The organism is Corynebacterium kefirresidentii (assembly GCF_016599755.1).
Classification (GTDB): Bacteria; Actinomycetota; Actinomycetes; order Mycobacteriales; family Mycobacteriaceae; genus Corynebacterium; species Corynebacterium kefirresidentii.
This window is the reverse complement of record NZ_CP067012.1, coordinates 1,881,480-1,900,182: the sequence shown is the minus strand read 5'-3', so window position 1 is coordinate 1,900,182 and position 18,703 is coordinate 1,881,480. Positions and strand designations below refer to the sequence as shown.

Annotated in this window: 14 protein-coding genes; 5 read left to right on the top strand and 9 right to left on the bottom strand. The window is 60.9% G+C overall.

Annotation, left to right across the window (positions count from 1 at the left end):
• Window positions 1–40 precede the first annotated feature (40 nt).
• Genes I6I12_RS09100 through I6I12_RS09085 form a run of 4 tightly spaced genes read right to left on the bottom strand, consistent with a single transcriptional unit; the run spans window position 41 to window position 2,418 of the window.
• Complete coding sequence (locus tag I6I12_RS09100) at window positions 41–322, bottom strand: glutaredoxin domain-containing protein (protein WP_023021997.1); 282 nt, start codon at window positions 320–322, stop codon at window positions 41–43.
• Window positions 322–852 carry a dihydrofolate reductase gene (locus tag I6I12_RS09095; RefSeq protein WP_200287958.1) on the bottom strand — a complete coding sequence of 177 codons (531 nt, stop codon included), beginning with the start codon at window positions 850–852 and terminating at the stop codon, window positions 322–324. Before I6I12_RS09095 ends, I6I12_RS09100 begins: the two co-directional genes overlap by 1 nt.
• The gene (locus I6I12_RS09090) at window positions 852–1,649 is read right to left on the bottom strand and encodes a thymidylate synthase (RefSeq protein ID WP_200287956.1); all 798 of its coding nucleotides are present in this window, start codon (window positions 1,647–1,649) and stop codon (window positions 852–854) included. Before I6I12_RS09090 ends, I6I12_RS09095 begins: the two co-directional genes overlap by 1 nt.
• Window positions 1,650–1,659: 10 nt before the next feature.
• Window positions 1,660–2,418: a 3'(2'),5'-bisphosphate nucleotidase CysQ gene (locus I6I12_RS09085; RefSeq protein ID WP_200287954.1), complete on the bottom strand. Its 759-nt coding sequence runs from the start codon at window positions 2,416–2,418 to the stop codon at window positions 1,660–1,662.
• Window positions 2,419–2,453: 35 nt separating this feature from the next.
• Between I6I12_RS09085 and I6I12_RS09080 the strand changes: the two genes are divergently transcribed.
• From I6I12_RS09080 to I6I12_RS09070, 3 genes are read left to right on the top strand one after another with little or no spacing between them, the layout of a single operon-like run.
• On the top strand, window positions 2,454–7,253 hold the full coding sequence (locus I6I12_RS09080; RefSeq protein WP_200287952.1) for an ATP-dependent helicase: 4,800 nt from the start codon (window positions 2,454–2,456) through the stop codon (window positions 7,251–7,253).
• Window positions 7,254–7,271: 18 nt separating this feature from the next.
• Window positions 7,272–8,090 (top strand): Fpg/Nei family DNA glycosylase, encoded by an 819-nt coding sequence (locus I6I12_RS09075; RefSeq protein ID WP_200287950.1) that lies wholly within the window; start codon window positions 7,272–7,274, stop codon window positions 8,088–8,090.
• Between the two features lie 24 nt (window positions 8,091–8,114).
• Entirely contained in the window at window positions 8,115–8,528 is a 414-nt protein-coding gene (locus tag I6I12_RS09070) for a YccF domain-containing protein (RefSeq protein WP_200287948.1), read from the top strand.
• Between the two features lie 164 nt (window positions 8,529–8,692).
• Here the strand turns inward: I6I12_RS09070 and pgi are convergent, their stop codons facing one another.
• From pgi to I6I12_RS09055, 3 genes are all read right to left on the bottom strand, one after another.
• Window positions 8,693–10,330, bottom strand: a complete 1,638-nt coding sequence (gene pgi, locus I6I12_RS09065) for a glucose-6-phosphate isomerase (protein ID WP_200287946.1) — start codon at window positions 10,328–10,330, stop codon at window positions 8,693–8,695.
• Between the two features lie 86 nt (window positions 10,331–10,416).
• Window positions 10,417–11,763 (bottom strand): Na+/H+ antiporter family protein, encoded by a 1,347-nt coding sequence (locus I6I12_RS09060; RefSeq protein ID WP_023021989.1) that lies wholly within the window; start codon window positions 11,761–11,763, stop codon window positions 10,417–10,419.
• Between the two features lie 47 nt (window positions 11,764–11,810).
• Window positions 11,811–12,134, bottom strand: coding sequence for a chorismate mutase (locus I6I12_RS09055; protein ID WP_023021988.1), 324 nt, complete (start codon window positions 12,132–12,134; stop codon window positions 11,811–11,813).
• 97 nt (window positions 12,135–12,231) lie between these two features.
• Between I6I12_RS09055 and pcrA the strand changes: the two genes are divergently transcribed.
• A complete protein-coding gene (pcrA, locus tag I6I12_RS09050) occupies window positions 12,232–14,745 on the top strand; it encodes a DNA helicase PcrA (RefSeq protein ID WP_200287944.1) in 2,514 nt (837 codons plus the stop codon).
• Here the strand turns inward: pcrA and I6I12_RS09045 are convergent.
• Window positions 14,742–15,500 (bottom strand): M23 family metallopeptidase, encoded by a 759-nt coding sequence (locus tag I6I12_RS09045; protein ID WP_023021986.1) that lies wholly within the window; start codon window positions 15,498–15,500, stop codon window positions 14,742–14,744. The two genes, pcrA and I6I12_RS09045, sit on opposite strands and share 4 nt — an antisense overlap.
• Window positions 15,501–16,123: 623 nt before the next feature.
• On the opposite strand from I6I12_RS09045, the gene I6I12_RS09040 reads away from it, so the two are divergent.
• Complete coding sequence (locus tag I6I12_RS09040; RefSeq protein WP_005323424.1) at window positions 16,124–17,302, top strand: IS256-like element IS1249 family transposase; 1,179 nt, start codon at window positions 16,124–16,126, stop codon at window positions 17,300–17,302.
• A gap of 224 nt (window positions 17,303–17,526) precedes the next feature.
• Here I6I12_RS09040 and I6I12_RS09035 read toward each other — a convergent pair whose 3' ends face one another.
• Window positions 17,527–18,276, bottom strand: a complete 750-nt coding sequence (locus I6I12_RS09035; RefSeq protein ID WP_023021985.1) for a M23 family metallopeptidase — start codon at window positions 18,274–18,276, stop codon at window positions 17,527–17,529.
• Window positions 18,277–18,703: the final 427 nt, after the last annotated feature.

Genomic DNA, 18,703 nt, shown 5'->3' with positions numbered 1-18,703 from the left:
GCAGTGGGGCAGGGGCGCCCCGAAATGGCTGGGGCTTGGATTAGCTCTCGGCCAATTCCTTCTGCTTATTGCGCACGGAGGAAGCTGGTGGGTTGGTCTCGTGGGTACCGTCGGAGTAGAGGACGGTAGGGATAATGCGGTTGCCGTCGTTGACGGATTCAATCCAAGCGTTGATGTCCTCGGTGTTATCGGCCTCGACGTCGACAAGCTCGTATGGGGTTTCGGTGCGGTCCAGGTTTTTAATCAGCTTGGCGCAGAATGGGCACCAATCGGCGTAGAAGATGGTGACGTCGGAGTTGGTTTCTGGGGTAGTAACAGACATTAGGCTGCATCCTTTCGGTCGTAGGTTAAAAAGCGGTATTTGATGGGGAGATCGCTGGCCTCTTGGTCCGGAAGCTCTAGGTGACCGTTGTCGGAGGTGAGCCAGTCGGTGCTGTGGGCGAGGCCGAATTCCTCGGGGATTTCGGGGGCGTAGATGGACCTATCGCCATAAGCATCCCCGATATTGACGCCCATGAGGGTGACCTCAATGCGGTCAACCTGATCCAGGGTGGCGGTGTAGATTTGGCCGCCGCCGATGACCCAGGCGTCGGAAAGCGGGGGCATAGCGGTGATGACCTGGGCGCCGGCGGACCACTGGCCGGGCGTGCGGGAGGAGAGCACGTAATTCTCCCGGCCAGGAAGGGGGCGGAATTTAGGATTGAGCGACTCCCAGGTCTTCCGGCCCATGATGACCGGCGCACCCATGGTTACGTCTTTAAAGTGCTTGAGGTCTTCCGGCACGTGCCAGGGCATTTGCTCGCCATCGCCAATAATTCCGTCCAAGGACTGTGCCCAGATTGCGCCCAACATTAGACGGACACCTGCGCCTTGATGGTGGGGTGGGGGTCGTAGCCTTCAATCTCAAAGTCGGCGAAGTCATAGGAGAACATGTCTTTCGCCTTGTGCAGGTTGAGCTGCGGGTACGGGCGTGGCTCGCGGGAGAGCTGCTCTTTGACCTGCTCTACGTGGTCGTTATAGATATGGCAATCGCCGCCGGTCCAGATAAGCTCGCCCACCTTGAGCCCGGCCTGCTGGGCAAACATGTGGGTCAGCGCCGCATAGGAAGCGATATTGAACGGAACACCTAAGAACATATCGGCCGAGCGCTGGTAGACCTGCATGGATAAGGTGCCATCGGCCACGTAGAGCTGGAAGAGCAAGTGGCAGGGCATCAGCGCCATCTTGTCCAGCTCCGCGACGTTCCATGCAGAGACCAAGTTGCGGCGCGAGTCCGGATTGTCCTTGAGGGTATCGAGCGCCTGCTGGATTTGATCAATGTGCTCGCCATCCGGGGTAGGCCAGGAGCGCCACTGCACGCCGTAGACCGGCCCTAGCTCGCCATTGTCATCCGCCCACTCATTCCAGATGCGGACCTTATTGTCCTGCAGGAACTTGATATTGGATTCGCCTTTGAGGAACCACAAAAGCTCGCCCAATACCGCGTGGAAATAGACCTTCTTGGTGGTCAGCAGCGGGAAAGACTCGGCCAGGTTATAACGCAGCTGCGCGCCAAAGATGGAGCGCGTGCCGGTGCCGGTGCGGTCGCCTTTGGGCGTGCCGGTCTCTAGGACCTTCTTCAGCAGATCCTCATACGGGGTCTCAATCATGCGCACTAGTTTAGAATCCGCCGTGCTCCTCGGCAAAGGCCTGGGCGTGCTCCAGGATTTCATCCTTGAGCTCGGGGCGGCAGATGAGGATATCCGGGATGAAGGTGTCCTCATTATTGAACCGGATTTCGGAGCCGTCGAGGCGGCAGCAGTGCAGACCGGAAGCTTGTGCGACGCCCACCGGGGCGGCCTGATCCCACTCGTACTGGCCACCGGCGTGGATATAACCGTCATAATCGCCGAGCAGCACGTGCATGGCCTTGGCACCCGCGGAGCCGACGCCCACGATTTCATAGCCCATTTTCTCGGCAATGTAGCCGGCTACCTTGGGCGGGCGATTGCGGGAGACGACGAACTTCTTAGATAGCGGGCCGGTGACCGCCCGAACGTCCGAGGACTTGAAGGTAACGCCGAGATCCGGCAGGCCCACCGCCGCGTGGATAGGAATACCATTTTCTACCAGGGCGATGTGCACGGCCCAGTCTTGGCGGCCGGTGGCAAATTCCTTAGTGCCGTCGAGCGGATCCACGATCCACACGCGGTCCTTCTTGAGGCGAGTGAGGTCATCGGAGGCTTCCTCAGAGAGCATGCCGTCCTGGGGGCGGTGCTGTTCAAGCACGCGGGCGATCCATTCTTGGGCGGCTTCATCGCCGGCGTCGCCAAGCGAAAGGCCCCGTAGCAGGCCCCCGTTGCGCACGCCTTTAAGGATCTCACCGCAGCCCTGGGCGAGGGAATTGGTCAGGCGGGAATCAGAAATCTCGACGGTCATGGTGCCCACATTACAACGCGGACTAGAGTGTGGGCATGCCAGAAAACATCCTCGACCGCTTCCGGCCCCAAGTAGCGCAGTGGTTTCGGGATGTATTTGCCGCCCCCACCGCCGTGCAGGCGCAGGCCTGGGAGAAGATTTCCCGCGGTGAGCACGCCCTTGTAGTGGCCCCTACCGGTTCCGGTAAGACGCTCGCTGCGTTCTTGTGGGCGCTGAATAATTTGGTTGAGCGCGAAGGCCAGCTGGCGCTGCCGGTGGGCTCTGGTGCATCGGGATCCGCCGCTGGAGTGAAGGTGCTGTATATTTCCCCGCTTAAGGCGCTGGGTGTGGACGTGGAAAATAACCTGCGCGCCCCGCTGACAGGTATCGCGCGCACCGCGGAGAACCTAGGCCTGGATGTCCCGGATATTTCGGTGGGCGTGCGCTCGGGCGATACGCCCTCCGCGGAGCGTGCGCGGCAGGTGCGCAAGCCGCCGGATATCTTGATTACCACCCCGGAGTCAGCCTATTTGATGCTTACCTCTAAGGCAGCGGGGATTTTAAAGACGGTGGATACCGTCATTATCGATGAGATTCATGCCCTGGCTGGCACCAAGCGCGGCGTGCACCTGGCGCTGACCTTGGAGCGCCTACAGCAGGTGGCAGGGGACTTCCAGCGCATTGGACTTTCCGCCACCGTGCGTCCGCTGTCTGCGGTATCGAATTTCTTAGGCGGCAACCGCCCAGTAGAAATTGTCGCGCCGGCCGCGGAGAAGAAGTGGCAGCTGGACGTGCATGTGCCGGTAGAGGATATGTCCGATTTGCCCACACCGGAGCAAGGCTCCACCATCGGGGAGATGACGGTGGATGATGCGATTGGCATCAGCTCTCCTTCCGTGGATGAGTCCGCGCTGCCCACGGCCAAGTCCATCTGGCCGTTTATTGAAGATGACCTCTATGCGGAAATCATGGCGCATCGCTCCACACTGGTATTTGTCAACTCTCGGCGCACGGCCGAGCGGCTGACCAGCCGGCTCAATGAGCTCTATGCGCAAGAGCATGATCCGGATTCGCTGTCGCCCGAAACCCGCCGGGACCCAGCCCAGCTGATGAAGCAGGTCGACGTCGCCGGCAAGGCCCCGGCGGTTATCGCCCGCGCCCACCACGGCTCGGTGTCTAAGGATGAGCGCGCGATGACTGAAACCATGCTGAAAGAAGGCACGCTCAAGGCCGTGGTGGCCACGAGCTCGTTGGAACTGGGCATCGATATGGGTGCAGTGGAGCTAGTCGTGCAGGTGGAATCGCCGCCTTCCGTGGCCTCCGGCTTGCAGCGCGTGGGCCGCGCCGGGCACTTTGTGGGCGCGGTCTCGCACGGGTCCTTCTATCCCAAGCACCGCGCGGATCTGGTGCAGTCCACGCTCACGGTATCGCGGATGCGCGCCGGGCTCATTGAGGAAATGCATACCCCGCGCAACCCGTTGGATGTGCTAGCACAGCAGACGGTGGCGGCCGTGGCTGCGGCCGGCGAGGACGGGCTCGATGCCGATGAGTGGTACGAGATGGTCCGCCGCGCTTGGCCCTACCGCGATCTGGCGCGGGAGGTCTATGACTCCGTACTGGACCTGGTAAGCGGTGTGTATCCGTCCACGGACTTTGCGGAACTTAAACCCCGCGTGGTCTATGACCGAGTGACGGGAGTGATGACCGCGCGGCCTGGCGCCCAGCGGGTGGCCGTGACCAGCGGCGGCACGATTCCGGATAGGGGCATGTTTGGAGTATTCCTCTATACAGGCTCGGGCGAGGGCTCCGGTGGCGCTCCGCGCCGAGTAGGCGAGCTGGACGAGGAGATGGTTTATGAGTCCCGGGTAGGTGATGTATTTACCTTGGGCGCTACCAGTTGGCGCATCGAAGACATCACGCGCGACCAGGTATTGGTCACGCCCGCGCCGGGGCATACCGGGCGCCTGCCGTTTTGGAATGGTGATGGCGCGGGCCGACCCTATGAGTTAGGTAAGGCGCTAGGTGAGTATCGCCGCGAGGTCTTTTCCTCGCCAGATATCATTGCGGATGCCGACGACAATGCGCGCTCCAATATCGTGGCCTACCTGCAAGAGCAGAACGAGGCCACTGGTGTCATCCCGGATGAAAAGACTTTGGTGCTCGAGCGCTTCCGCGATGAGTTGGGCGATTGGCGCGTGGTGCTGCATACCCCGTTTGGCCGGCCGGTCAACTCCGCATGGGCGCTAGCGGTAGGCGTCCGGGTAGGCGAGCGCACCGGCATGGATCCGCAGGCCGTGGCCGGTGATGATGGCATCGTGCTGCGCCTGCCGGAAGCAGAATCCGAGCCCGATGGGGCCATCTTCGCCTTCGATGCCGATGAGATCGCCGATATCGTGGCCGAGCAAGTGGGCAACTCCGCGCTCTTTGCCTCCCGCTTCCGCGAGTGTGCGGCCCGCGCGCTGCTCTTGCCTCGGCGCAATCCCGGCAAGCGCGCGCCGTTGTGGCAGCAACGCCAGCGCGCCGAGCAGCTTTTGGACGTTGCCCGTAAGTATCCGTCCTTTCCCATCATCTTGGAGACGGTGCGCGAGTGCGTGCAGGACGTCTACGATGTTCCCGCGCTTACGGAGGTCATGCGAGAGTTAGGCCACCGCCGCATTCGCATTGCGGAGGTCACCACCGAACAGCCCTCGCCTTTTGCCTCTTCGCTGCTGTTTAACTACACCGGCGCGTTTATGTACGAGGGAGATTCCCCGTTGGCAGAAAAGCGCGCGGCCGCCCTAGCCCTCGACCCGGCGCTTTTAGCCAAATTGCTCGGCACGGTGGAGCTGCGCGAGTTGCTCGATCCAGAGATTATCTCCGAGGTCCACGCCCAGCTCCAACGCACCGATCCCTCGCGCCGGGCCCGCACCACCGAGGAGGTAGCGGACCTGCTGCGCGTGCTCGGGCCGATTCCCATAGACGAGCTGGGCGAGCACACCGACGTGCCGCTTTCCGCCCTGGACCAGCTGGGCACACGGATAATGCAGGTGCGGATTGGCGGTCGCGAGCACCTGGCTCAGGCCCAAGATGCACCCCTGCTTCGCGACGCCCTCGGTATCCCCATTCCTCCCGGCATCCCCGCCCAAGTGGCAACCATTTCTGATGCCTTGCCGCAGCTGGTCTCGCGCTGGGCGCGCACCCGTGGGCCCTTCGTGTTGCGCGATCTCACCGCGGCCTTCGGCATTTCCGTCTCTGCCGCGCATACCGTCCTCGGCGCGCTTGATGGGGTAGTAGAAGGCCGCTACCGCCAGGGCGTCGACGAGCAGGAATACTGCGCCGCAGCGGTGCTCAAGACCATCCGCTCGCGTTCGCTCGCCGCCGCGCGTGCTGCTACCGAGCCGGTATCAGGTGCCACTTTTGCCCGCTTTTTGCCGGAGTGGCATAGCATCGCACCGGCCGGAAAGCGCCCGGCCCTGCGCGGGGCCGATGGCGTCTTTTCCGTCATCGAGCAGCTAGCCGGGGTGCGCCTGCCGGCCTCCGCGTGGGAATCGCTCATCCTGCCCGCGCGGGTGGGAGATTATTCGCCCACCATGCTCGATGAGCTCACTTCCAATGGCGAGGTGCTCATCCTCGGCGCCGGCAAGGCCGGTGCGGCAGACCCCTGGATCATGCTGCTGCCTTCTGACTACGCGGCCCAGCTAGCCCCGGAAACCGATGGCGAGGGCGTGAGCATGCTGCAGCGCGCCATCCTTGATGTCTTGGGCCGCGGCGGCGGCTTCCTCTTTGCCGATATCGCCGCCGAGGTCCCCGGCACTACCGAGGAAACCCGTGAGGCCCTCTGGGGTTTGGTGGAGATGGGCTTGGTAAGCCCCGATTCCTTCGCGCCGTTGCGTACCCGGTTGTCTTCCGGCGGTTCGCGCTCAGGCCGCACCGCGCATCGCTCAAAGCGGCGGCCCACCCGCTCTCGCCTGCGCATGGGGCGCACCTCTTTTGCCCAAGCACACAATGCTGCGGCCGCGCAGACCCCGCCCGATGTCATGGGCCGATGGTCGCTGGCTGTGTCTGCCGCTACCGATGCCACCTCGCGGTCTGTGGCACACGGCGAGGCTTGGCTCGACCGCTACGGCGTGCTCACCCGCGGCTCCGTCGTGGCCGAAGACGTGCTCGGTGGCTTTGCGCTGGCCTATAAGGTGCTCTCCGGCTTCGAAGAATCCGGCAAGGCCATGCGCGGCTATGTCATCGATGGGCTGGGCGCCGCCCAATTTTCTACCCCCGCCATCATCGACCGCCTGCGCGGCCTGGCCGATTCCCCGGATGTTACCGGCTGGCCGTCTGGAACCACCGAGCCCGAAACCTTTGTCCTCGCCGCCTGCGACCCGGCCAATCCCTACGGTGCGGCCCTGCCGTGGCCGCAGCGCGACGATGCCGACGGCAAAGCCACCGGCGGGCCTACCCGTGCGGCCGGCGCGCTGGTAGTGCTTATCGACGGCCTACCCATCGCCCACCTCACCCGCGGCGGGAAAACCCTCACCACCTTCCTGGAATCGCTGCCGGGAGGCATCGACCCGGCGGAGGTATATCCCCGCCTGGTAGGCGCGCTCACGGATATGGTTGCAAGGGGAGTGCTGTCCCCGTTGGTTATCGAAAAGTGCAATGGCAGCCCCATTCATAAAACCGATGCGGCGGCCCACCTGCGCGACGCCGGCGCCGGCATAACGCCTAAGGGCGTGCGCATCTCTGCCCGCGCCGCCGCCCCGCGCACCCCACGTGCAGGACGCCGCGCGAGCGAGGCCATCGAAGAACTCAGTTTTGATGACCCACCACCCGCTCCGCGCAATAATGGTGGCTTCCGCCCGCGCGGCGGGTACCGTCGCTAAAGATCCACTGGAGGTGTTATGCCCGAAGGCGATTCCGTCCTGCAGCTATCCAACCGCCTGCAGTTCATGGCCGGCCGCGAGGTCACCGGCTGTTCCGTACGCGTGCCGCGCTACGCCACCGCGCACCTAGACGGCATGGTGTGCGAGCGCGTCTGGCCCTACGGCAAGCACCTGTTCATGCAATTCGACCAGACCATCGTGCACACCCACCTCAAGATGGAAGGTACCTGGGCCATCCACTACGCAGGCGATCGCTGGCGCAAGCCCGGACATACCGCGCGCATCGTCCTGCAGCTAGCCAACGCCCCGCGCGATATTGAGGTCGTTGGTCACCAGCTAGGCTTCGTGGATATCTATCCCGCCGACCAATACCACCAACGCATCGCCCACCTCGGACCGGATATTCTCGACCCCGACTGGGACCGCGAAGAAGCCCTGCGGCGGCTCAATAACCGTCCCCAACGCGCCATTGGCGCGGCGCTGCTCGACCAAAAGGTCGTCGCTGGCATCGGCAATGAATACCGCGCCGAGGCCTGTTTCCTAGCAGGGGTGCACCCGGCCACACCAGTATCCGAGGTGGATACCGCCCGCATCCTCGACATCTCTCGGCGCATCATGTGGGCCAACCGCACCTCCCCGGTGCGCGTGACCACCGGCGTGCGCCGCGCCGGGGAGACCACCTATGTCTTCGGGCGCAATCGCAAGCGCTGCCGCCGCTGCGGCACCTTCATTACCAAGGGCGCACTCGGCGGTGTGGATGCCGGCGGCGATGAAGGCGAACTCGAGCGCATCATCTGGTGGTGCCCACATTGTCAGCCACTTCACCCCGCGCACTAAGACTCCCGCGCTAGTGTGGGGGACATGCGTACCTTTCTTAACATCGTTTGGTTTATCACCGGCGGGTTCCTCCTAGCCCTTGCCTATTTCCTCTTTGGCATCATTGCCTGCATCTTCATCGTCACCATCCCCGCGGGCGTGGCGTCGTTCCGCATGGCTAACTTCGCCCTGTGGCCATTTGGCCGCTCGGTGGTGCAGCCGGTGAAGGGCAGCGGCTCCATGTCCACCTTCTCCAATGTCGTGTGGTTCGTAGTCGCCGGCCTGTGGCTGGCCATTGGCCACGTCACTACCGCAGCGGCGCAGGTAGTGACCATCGTGGGCATTCCGGCCGCGCTGGCCAACCTGAAGATGATCCCGGTGACCTGCTTCCCATTTGGCCGCCGAATTGTGAACTCGGAGGACATTCCCTTCGGCTGGGAGCCGATGGTCAAGCTCTAAACCGCATTCCGCTGACAAAACAAGCACGTTCTGCCCAATTTCGCGCTGATTTAGGGCAGAACGTGCTTGTTTTACATCTCCGTGGGGCGAGCGAGGCCATAAAGCAGCCGCGTTATCCGTTCCGCCGAGTGGGTGGGAGGGGATAAGGCGGCTCAAAGTGGGCGTTAGCGGTTGGAGCGATACCAACCGATGAGCTCGTCGGTGGATTGGTCGCCGGATGCGGCTTCTTCCTTGCCGGAGACTGCCGGTGCCAGGTTATTGGCCTGCTGCTTGCCCAGCTCTACGCCCCACTGGTCGAAGGAGTTGATATCCCAGATAACGCCCTGGGTGAACACGATGTGCTCGTAGAGCGCGATGAGCGCGCCGAGGGTCTGCGGGGTGAGTTCCTCGGCCAGGATGGTGGTGGTCGGGCGGTTGCCTGGCATGACCTTGTGCGGCACGACGTCTGCGTCAACGCCTTCGGCGGCGATTTCTTCTGCGGTCTTGCCAAAGGCCAGGACCTTGGTCTGGGCAAAGAAATTGCCCATGAGCAGATCATGCATGGAGCCGGAGCCATCGGCGGTGGGGAAGTCCTGCTTCGGGCGGGCAAACCCAATAAAGTCCGCCGGGATGAGGCGGGTGCCTTGGTGCATGAGCTGGAAGAAAGCGTGCTGGCCGTTGGTGCCTGGCTCGCCCCAGTAGATTTCGCCGGTGGACGGGACGGTGACCGCGGTGCCGTCGCGACGCACGGACTTACCGTTGGATTCCATGGTCAGCTGTTGCAGGTAGGCCGGGAAGCGGCCGAGGTCCTGCGAATAGGGCAGAACGGCGTGAGTCTGGGCGCCGAAGAAGTTGGTGTACCAGACACCAAGGAGGCCCATGAGTGCGGGGACGTTTTCTTCCAGCGGGGCGGTGCGGAAGTGCTCGTCCATGGCGTGGAAGCCTTCGAGGAAGCGCATGAAGTCCATCGGTCCAATGGTGCACATAAGAGACAGGCCGATGGCACAATCCACGGAGTAGCGGCCGCCAACCCAATTCCAAAACGGGAACATATTCTCGGTATCGATGCCGAATTCGGCTACCTTTTCCGCATTGGTAGATACGGCGACAAAGTGCTTGGCCACGGCGGATTCATCGCCATCGAATTGCTCGATGAGCCAGCGGCGCGCGGCGTGTGCGTTGGTCAGCGTCTCTTGGGTGGTGAAGGTCTTGGAGGCGATGATAAATAGGGTGGATTCGGCATCCAGGCCATCGAGGGTGGCGGCCATATCGGCGGGGTCGATGTTGGAAACGAACTCTGCGGAGATGCCAGCGACCTCGTAGGAGCGCAATGCCTTAGCTGCCATGGCCGGACCAAGGTCGGAGCCGCCGATGCCGATATTGACTACCTTTTTGATGGTGTGGCCGGTGTGTCCCAGCCAGGAGCCGGAGCGCAGCGCGGTGGCGAAGTCACGCATGCGGCCTAAGACCTCGTGGACATCGGCGGCAACGTCCTGGCCGTCAACAGTCAAGTCATCTTCGACCGGGACGCGCAGCGCGGTATGCAGCACTGCGCGATCCTCGGTGTTATTGATGTGCTCGCCGGCGAACATGGCATCGCGGCGGGACTCTAGATCGGCAGCCTTGGCTACTTCCACCAGCTGCTTGACGACGTCCCCGTCGATCAGGTTCTTCGACAGATCAACGTGCAAACCGGCGGCGTCGAAAGTGAAGTTGCGGGCGCGGTCTGCATCGGCGGCAAAAAGCTCGCGGAGGTTGAGATCCTTTTTGGTCTCATATGCCTTCGCGAGATCGCTCCACTGGGCAGATGCGGTGATATCCATGATGGTTGGCCTTTCTGGCAACTAGCGCATTGGCAACATTTACCTCTCCCACCGTAGTCCAGAAAGGGCAACCGCGTCGGGCCCTTCTAGAGGATGAGTGCGCCTGCCCAACCGGCGATGAGCAGCGGAATATTGAAGTGGATAAAGGTGGGAATGACCGAGTCGCGGATGTGGTCGTGCTGGCCATCCGCACCCAAGCCGGCAGTGGGGCCGAGGGTGGAATCGGAGGCGGGAGAGCCGGCGTCGCCAAGCGCGCCTGCAGTGCCAATGAGCGCAACGGTGGCCGCGGGGCTAAAGCCTAGCGACATGCACAGCGGCACGTAGATAACGGAAATGATGGGCAAGGTGGAAAAAGACGAGCCGATGCCCATGGTGACTACCAAGCCCACCACCAGCATGGCACCGGCGGAAAGGACCTTATTGGTGCCAAAGAGGTTAGCGGTGGCATCCACCAGTGGGCCGACCTCGTTGGTGGCCGTCATGACCGAGGCAAAGCCCTGGGCGGTGATCATGATGAAGCCGATGAGCGCCATCATCTTCATGCCATTGGTGAAAACGTCATCGGCATGCTTCCAATCCACCGCGCCGGTCAGCAGCAAAATACCCAGGCCGGTCAGTGCGCCGACCATGAGGCCATCGGATTCGAAGTCGAGCGCCTGCATGATAATCTGCACCGCAAAGGTGGCAATGATGGCCACGACGGAGACCCAGATCTTATAGGTAGAAGGGGTCTCTTGGTGCTCCTCAGCGGTGATGGGGAGGTCCTTATAATCACGCGGCTTGCGGTAGCTAAAGAAAATAGCGATGAGCAGGCCTGCGAGCATGCCGAGCGCCGGAACACCCATAACCTGCATGATATTTATATCCGAGGTATCCAACCCCGCCTGCTGGATATTAAATAACAGGATGTCGTTTAAGTAGATGGAGCCAAAGCCCACCGGGATGAACATGTAGGTGGTAATAAGGCCAAAGGTCAGGCAGGTGGTAATGAGCCGGCGGTCTAAGCGCAGCTTATTCATCACCTTAAGCAGCGGGGGAACGATTAGTGGAATGAAAGCAATGTGAACCGGGATGAGGTTTTGGCTCATCACGGACATGGCAATGAGCCCGAGGATGAGCATCCATTTAGTGGCCAGGGCCGCCTTGGGATTTGCTTCGCCGCTGCCGCCGAGCTTGCGGATGAGGAAATTAGCCAGGACCTGGGGCAGCCCGGCCGAGGCCACGCCCATCGCAAAAGCGCCCAAGAGGGCATAGCTCAGCGCAATCTTGGCGCCGCCGCCCAAGCCATCTTGGAAGGCAACCATGGTGGCATCGAGTCCCATGCCGGACATGAGCCCGCCGACGATGGCACCCAAGAAGAGAGCCACCACCACATGCACGCGCAAAAGGGCGAGCACGAGCATGACTATGACGGCGATGAGAACTGCATTCATGCTTAGCCAGGATACTGCATAGTATCGGCTGGCCAGTAATTATTCGGCTAGCCCAACCGGCCGCGGCCCATGCGCAGCAGCGCAGAGGCGATGGTGGGGCCTTCTTCGCCGAGTTCATCGCGGAACTGATTCAAAATTGCGATCTCGCGCGTGTGGACGAGGCGGGTGCCGCCGGAGCTCATGCGGGTGCGGCCAATAGCCTGAGAGACTTCCGTGCGGCGCTTGGCAGCATCCAGGATGATGCGGTCCATGCGGTTGATTTCTTCGCGATACTGCTGGATCTCCGCATCAGATAGGGGATCATCCGTGCCCGAAGGCGTGCGGATGTCCAGGCCGTTATCGACGATGTCCTTGTTATCTTCTGCGGTCATAAGACCATATTGTGCCACCCGCCCACGCAAAAGGAAATAGCAGCTCGCACGGCGGATACGGGGCGTGTCCGGTGGGGCTAGTAGGTTGGAAGGCACTATGAACGAAAACTCTCCTTTTAGTCCTTCCCCGTCTACCGGCGGCGCACCCACACCAAGCCCCTTTGGCGGCTTCGGCGCACCGCGCGCAGCGAGCCCGCAATCCGAATCCCCCGATGCCTTGACCGAGGGCCTCAACCCACAGCAGCTAGAGGCCGTTACCCACTCGGGCAGCCCGCTGCTCATTGTCGCCGGCGCTGGTTCCGGTAAGACCGCCGTGCTTACCCGGCGTATTGCTTATCTCATGCGCCATCGCGGGGTAAATCCGTGGGAGATCCTCGCCATTACCTTTACTAATAAGGCCGCCGCGGAAATGAAGGAGCGCGTGGGCGGGCTAGTTGGCCCTGTGGCCGAGCGCATGTGGGTATCTACCTTCCACTCCATCTGCGTGCGCATCCTGCGTCAAAATGCGCAGCTCGTGCCGGGGCTTAATACCAATTTCACCATTTATGATGGCGATGATGCCCGCCGGCTATTGTCCATGATTGCTAAAGATATGCAGCTGGATCTGAAGAAGTACACCCCGCGCGTGCTGGCTAATCAGATTTCTAATCACAAAAATGAGCTCATCGGCCCCGAATCCGCACTGGAAAAGGCGCAGCAGACCAAAAACCCGTTTGAGACCACCGTGGCCCAGGTCTATGCCGAATACCAGCGCCGCTTGCGCGCGGCCAATGCCGTGGACTTTGATGATCTCATCGGTGAGGTGGTGCGGATCTTCACCCAGCACCAGCAGGTGGTGGAATTTTATCGGCGGCGCTTTAAGCACGTGCTTATTGACGAGTACCAGGACACCAACCACGCCCAGTATGCGCTGGTTGCTGCGCTCGTGGGCAGGGGAGAGCTCGGCCCTGACGCGCCCGAGCTGTGCGTGGTGGGCGACTCCGACCAGTCCATTTATGCCTTCCGTGGTGCGACCATCCGCAATATCCAGGAATTCGAGCGCGACTACCCGCAAGCACATACCATCCTGTTGGAGCAGAATTATCGCTCTACCCAGACCATTCTCAATGCGGCCAACGCCGTTATTGCTAAAAATGAGAACCGACGCGAGAAGAACCTGTGGACGGCCCACGGTGAAGGCGAGCAGATCGTGGGCTACGTTGCCGATAACGAGCACGATGAGGCGCGGTTCATCGCCTCCGAGATTGATTCCTTGGCGGATAAGGGGCGCAGCTATTCCGATATCGCGGTCATGTACCGCACCAATAATGCCTCCCGTGCGCTGGAAGATATCTTCATCCGCTCCGGAATTCCCTACAAGGTGGTCGGTGGAACGCGCTTTTATGAGCGGCGTGAAATCCGCGATATGGTGGCCTACCTGCGCATCCTGGATAACCCGGACGATACGGTGAGCCTGCGCCGCATTATCAATGTGCCCAAGCGCGCCATTGGGGATAAAGCACAAGGGCACATTGCCCTCCATGCAGAAAACCACGGCATTAGCTTTGGCAAGGCGCTTGCCGATGTCCCTCGTGGCGAAGTGCCTGGCCTAGCCACCCGGGCCATTAACGCGGTCACCAAATTCAACGAGATGATGGAGGGCATCCGCAATCAGATCCCTTCCATGCGCGATGAGGTTACTGGCCAGCCGGATTTGGGTGAGCTGCTCACCGCCATTTTGGATGCCACGGGATACAAGGCGGAATTGGAAAACTCGAACGATCCGCAAGATGGCGCGCGCCTCGATAACTTGAATGAGTTGGTATCGGTGGCACGCGAATTTACCTCAGAGGCCGCGAACCAGCTGGCTGCTTCGGGTGCAGATGCAGTGGATCCTTCCGAGTTAGTGGAGGAGGGTGAGGCCGCGCCGGGCTCGCTGCAGGCCTTCTTGGAAAAGGTGTCGCTGGTGGCTGATGCTGATCAGATTCCTGACTCGGAGACTGGCGTGGTCACCATGATGACTCTGCACACCGCAAAGGGCCTCGAGTTCCCCGTGGTCTTTTTGACCGGCTGGGAGGATGGCCAATTCCCGCATATGCGCTCTCTCGGTGACCCGAAGGAGTTGAGCGAGGAGCGCCGCTTAGCCTATGTGGGCATTACTCGTGCCCGTGAACAGTTGTATCTCACCCGTGCCATCTTGCGCTCGGCTTGGGGCAACCCGGTGACTAATCCTGCCAGCCGCTTCCTCGGCGAGGTCCCTGCAGACCTCATCAACTGGCAGCGCGAAGACTCCGATAGTTCCCTAACCGGTGCGTGGGGTGAGGACGATTACCAATATGGTCGTTCCTACGGCCGCGACTGGTCTGGGTGGGGCAGAGGTGGGGCCCGCGGTGGCCAGTGCGCTGCGTCTTCCCCATCGCAACGCACTAGCAAGCCGGCGGCAACCTCAATGCCTAAGAACAATAACTTCAACCTGGCCGTGGGTGACCGTGTCAATCACGCTAAGTACGGGCTCGGTACCGTTATTGAGACGTCGGGCTCCGGTAAGCGTGCCACGGTCACCGTGGACTTTGGTTCTTCCGGTAAGGTCCGGCTGATGCTCATCGGCGGAGTGCCGATGGAAAAGCTCTAGACCGAAATGCCGCGCTCGTTGAACCAGGAGACTGGGTCAACGGGTGCTCCACCACCTGGGTGAATCTCAAAGTGGAGGTGCGGGCCCGTGGAGTGGCCCTCGTTGCCAATGCCGGCGATCTCTTGACCCGCGGTCACGTGGTCGCCCACATTTACCTTGAGCTGGTCTGCCGACATGTGGCCGTAGACGGAGATGGTGCCGTCATCGTGCTGGATGCGGATCCAGTTGCCAAAGCCCTGTGCTGGCCCGGAGTTGATGACGGTGCCGTCCATGACCGCCACAATCGGGGTGCCCACGGAGTTTGCTACGTCGATGCCGTTGTGCATGGTGCCCCAGCGCTGGCCGAAGCCGGAGGTAAGGGTGCCGGAGGTAGGAAAGACCACTGTATTGCCCGCGGAGTCCTTGCCGCGCTTCGTGGTGAGTCCAGAGTGATTTCCCTGGGGAGCGAATGCTTCTTTCAATCCCGGTACAGAACCCGGATCCAAGACGATATTTACTCCGCCGGATTCGTTTCCATCTACCTGCGGGGTAGCCTCGCCGTTGAGAACGCCTACGGTAGTGGTGGCCAAGCCCACGAGGGCGTCGACCACACCGGCGTCATCTACGTTCGTAGCGGTGGGCTCGGAAGAGCCGTCCGATACGTCCACGCTAGCCACTGGCTCTGCAGCAAAAGCGGTGGTGCCGGTAGCAAGTACGGTACCGAGCGTAACGATGCTCAGCGCCACGTTCTTGCGTGCGCGGTTCATGCGCTTCATATCTTAAGTCCTTTTCATGGCTTGCATGGTCTCGGGACGCTTGCGCCCTAGTGAGGGCGGCGTCTTGCAACTGCCAACCGCGACACGCCGAAAGCTGAAATGCTTGCGTTCGAAATCGCTCGTGGCAACGAGTTAAAAGTTAGCCCGCCTGAACGGCCCGCGCAATCTTAAAAAACGCTGGTAGCGGCGGAAAAAATTCGAAATTATTCGAACATGCCAGCTTGTTGCGCGTGTTACGAATGTGACTAGAGTGGCGTGTGTGAAGTGTTGGTTTAGGGACTGGGGGTAGACTTTGGGGGTGGGTATGCCGCTCTGGAAATGGCGTGTTGCGTTCAAACCCAGTGATTAGCGGAAAATGTGTATTTACCTGCGACAAGGCTGAGCGCTGGACTTGCCTGTGCGGCGCAATTTGTGTCTAGGTCCGGTGGTGGAGCGCTTGTCTCGACGGGGCTTGCCATTTGTGGGTTAAGGGTCAAAAAGTGTGTCCGGAATCGCGGATTTTCACGGATTGACCTGTAGGTTTCCGGAAAGTATATGCTCCGGAAGCATATATCTAGCCCCCGACGGGAAATCCTCGGTGTGGCAGCCGTGATGTGCTATGCGCGGCGTGGTGTGGTGTCGCAATGTCGAAGAACCAACCACGCTGCCACTGCGGCGGTGAAATGAAACGCAACGGCACCACCAGCAAAGGCACCACCAGATGGCGCTGCAAACAATGCGGCGCCTCCAGCGTCAAACGTCGAAACGACATCACCAACGCGGCAGTGTTCACCCAGTTCATCGAGCATTGCACCACCGCAATATCACTCGACGACCTAGCCAAACGAAACGGTGTTAGCCGCGCCACCATGAAGCGGCGCTTCAAGTGGTGCTGGCTCGTTGATGTGCCTGACCCCACCGCCGGCCACCACAAGCGGATCTACGACCAGGTATTTCTCGATGGCACCTACACCGCCGGTGGCTGCCTGATCGTCGCGGCGACCATCGACCACGTGATCGCCTGGCACTGGTGCAAACACGAAACCACCCGCGACTACCAACTGCTGCTTGAACGCATCGAAGCCCCACTCATCGCCGTCATCGACGGCGGCCAAGGCGCATACAGCGCAATCAAAAAGTGCTGGCCGACTACGAAAATTCAACGCTGCCTCGTCCACGCCCAACGCGTGGTCCGCCGCTACACCACCACCAACCCACGCACCGATGCCGGGCGCACCATCTACCGACTTGCGCTGAAACTGACCCGGATCACCACACTGGATGAAGCCGCCGCGTGGGGTGTGCAACTGCACGAGTTTTCAACGATCTACCGGGAATGGATGAACGAGAAAACCATGATCAAAGACCCCAAAACAGGTGCATGGACCCGCGTGTGGACCCACCACAACGTGCGCAAGGCCTACAACAGCCTCAACCATCTTTGGCGGTCCGAGATGCTGTTTGTCTACCTCAACCCGCCAGCAGGAGTCCTTGCGCCCGAGCGGATCAAATCCACCACCAACAGCTTAGAAGGCGGCATCAACGCCCAGCTCAAACTGCTCGCCAGAACCCACCGCGGCAGATCAGGCGAACGACAACGCCGCATGCTGGATTGGTGGCTCTACTTAAAAACGGAACTGCCTGACGATCCAGTACGAATCGCCAGGCAGTCCGACTGGGGCCAGGGCCAACTCGCCAAAGTATCCACCCTGACCCAAACCGAGAACCAAGCCGACCACGAAACAGGACGCCCAGCCCTCTACGACAACGCTATCGACACCGACTACACCCACTCAATCGGCATTCAAAAAGGCCAAATCTAACCCCCGCGACACGCCGAGCCAGACACACATTTTGACCCTTAACCCCCATTTGTTGGAGGCGCAATGGGAAGGCTGCGACGCACTTGAGTCGTCTTGGGGAAGGTTGGCTGCAGCCGCGGTGGTCGGGAGCCGGCGCTGGTGTCTTTAGGGGCAATTGTGGACATGAAAAAGCGCCGCAGGAAAGCCACTGCGGCGCTTAACAAGAAGGTGTTTGGGTGGGAGCCTTAGAGGTCGATGCCTCGCTCAGCCAGCCAAGGCTGCGGATCGATTGCCTCGCCACCGTTCGGGTGAACTTCGAAGTGGAGGTGGGAGCCGGTGGAAAAGCCCATCGAGCCCATGCCGGCGATCTTCTGGCCGGCATGCACGTGCTCGCCAACGGCCACGTCAAGGGTCTGCATGTGACCATAAACGGTCATGGTGCCGTCGTCGTGCATGATGCGGATCCACTGGCCAAAGCCGGAAGCTGGACCGGAGTCGATGACCGTACCATCCATGACGGCAAGGATGGGGGTGCCGGGAGAGTTGGCGATGTCGACGCCCTTGTGGAAGGTGCCCCAGCGCATAGCGAATGGGGATGTGAATGCACCCTCGGCTGGGCGGGCTACGGACGGTGCGCGAGCGGCTTCGTCAGCGGCGGCGCGCTCCTCGGAAGCCTGGATGGCCTTGTTGAGCTGATCGGATAGATCTGCAACCGGCTTTGCTTCAGCTACATTGAGGATCTGCGGAGTGGTATCAACGGGGGCCTCAGCAGCGTCCTCAACCTGGGTGGAATCAGAAGCGAGCTCGAAGTCAACGGACTGCGTCTTGGTAGTGGCCGCGTCATCAGACTGGATGTTTGCAGCGGCTGCGCCACCTACGCCGGCGGTGGATACGGCACCTGCCGCAACCGTCATTACGGCGATGCGGCCCTTCGCGGTCTGCGAGGTGACAATCTTGCGATGGCGACCGGCGCCACGCTGAACTTTGCTTCGCATTAGGTCTTCTTTCGTCTTTTTCACAATCTGCGCAATCTGAGTGTTACGTCCCCACCGAGTTAGTTACGAGATTGTGACCTTCTTGTTACCAACGAGATGTAACAGTAGCGTCTCGAAAAGATAACAGCAACCCAAATTAAGAAATTTTTAGGCGTTGCTCGAGGGAATTGCCCACGAGCAGGCAACATAATCCGAATGGCATATTATTACTGCGACCAAGATCCCACTCGGGCTGCGTGTGGGTCGTATAAAACCGATAACTTTCCATTCATGTTACTGTAGCCAGAGTTAAAGGTGTGAAACCGGGGTAGATTTTATACTCCTAATATATATGTGTGGTCAAGGTGCAGGGGTGTCGCCGGTGATTTTATGGCTACCTCGTCGCGCCACCCCAGATCTGCTGCCGGAAAGTGGCAAAGTGGACGCC

Bases quoted from the DNA above. Each gene is read 5' to 3' on its own strand.
- I6I12_RS09100 (WP_023021997.1), bottom strand. From the start codon at position 322: ATGTCTGTTACTACCCCAGAAACCAACTCCGACGTCACCATCTTCTAC.
- I6I12_RS09095 (WP_200287958.1), bottom strand. From the start codon at position 852: ATGTTGGGCGCAATCTGGGCACAGTCCTTGGACGGAATTATTGGCGAT.
- I6I12_RS09090 (WP_200287956.1), bottom strand. From the start codon at position 1,649: ATGATTGAGACCCCGTATGAGGATCTGCTGAAGAAGGTCCTAGAGACC.
- I6I12_RS09085 (WP_200287954.1), bottom strand. From the start codon at position 2,418: ATGACCGTCGAGATTTCTGATTCCCGCCTGACCAATTCCCTCGCCCAG.
- I6I12_RS09080 (WP_200287952.1), top strand. From the start codon at position 2,454: ATGCCAGAAAACATCCTCGACCGCTTCCGGCCCCAAGTAGCGCAGTGG.
- I6I12_RS09075 (WP_200287950.1), top strand. From the start codon at position 7,272: ATGCCCGAAGGCGATTCCGTCCTGCAGCTATCCAACCGCCTGCAGTTC.
- I6I12_RS09070 (WP_200287948.1), top strand. From the start codon at position 8,115: ATGCGTACCTTTCTTAACATCGTTTGGTTTATCACCGGCGGGTTCCTC.
- pgi (WP_200287946.1), bottom strand. From the start codon at position 10,330: ATGGATATCACCGCATCTGCCCAGTGGAGCGATCTCGCGAAGGCATAT.
- I6I12_RS09060 (WP_023021989.1), bottom strand. From the start codon at position 11,763: ATGAATGCAGTTCTCATCGCCGTCATAGTCATGCTCGTGCTCGCCCTT.
- I6I12_RS09055 (WP_023021988.1), bottom strand. From the start codon at position 12,134: ATGACCGCAGAAGATAACAAGGACATCGTCGATAACGGCCTGGACATC.
- pcrA (WP_200287944.1), top strand. From the start codon at position 12,232: ATGAACGAAAACTCTCCTTTTAGTCCTTCCCCGTCTACCGGCGGCGCA.
- I6I12_RS09045 (WP_023021986.1), bottom strand. From the start codon at position 15,500: ATGAAGCGCATGAACCGCGCACGCAAGAACGTGGCGCTGAGCATCGTT.
- I6I12_RS09040 (WP_005323424.1), top strand. From the start codon at position 16,124: ATGTCGAAGAACCAACCACGCTGCCACTGCGGCGGTGAAATGAAACGC.
- I6I12_RS09035 (WP_023021985.1), bottom strand. From the start codon at position 18,276: ATGCGAAGCAAAGTTCAGCGTGGCGCCGGTCGCCATCGCAAGATTGTC.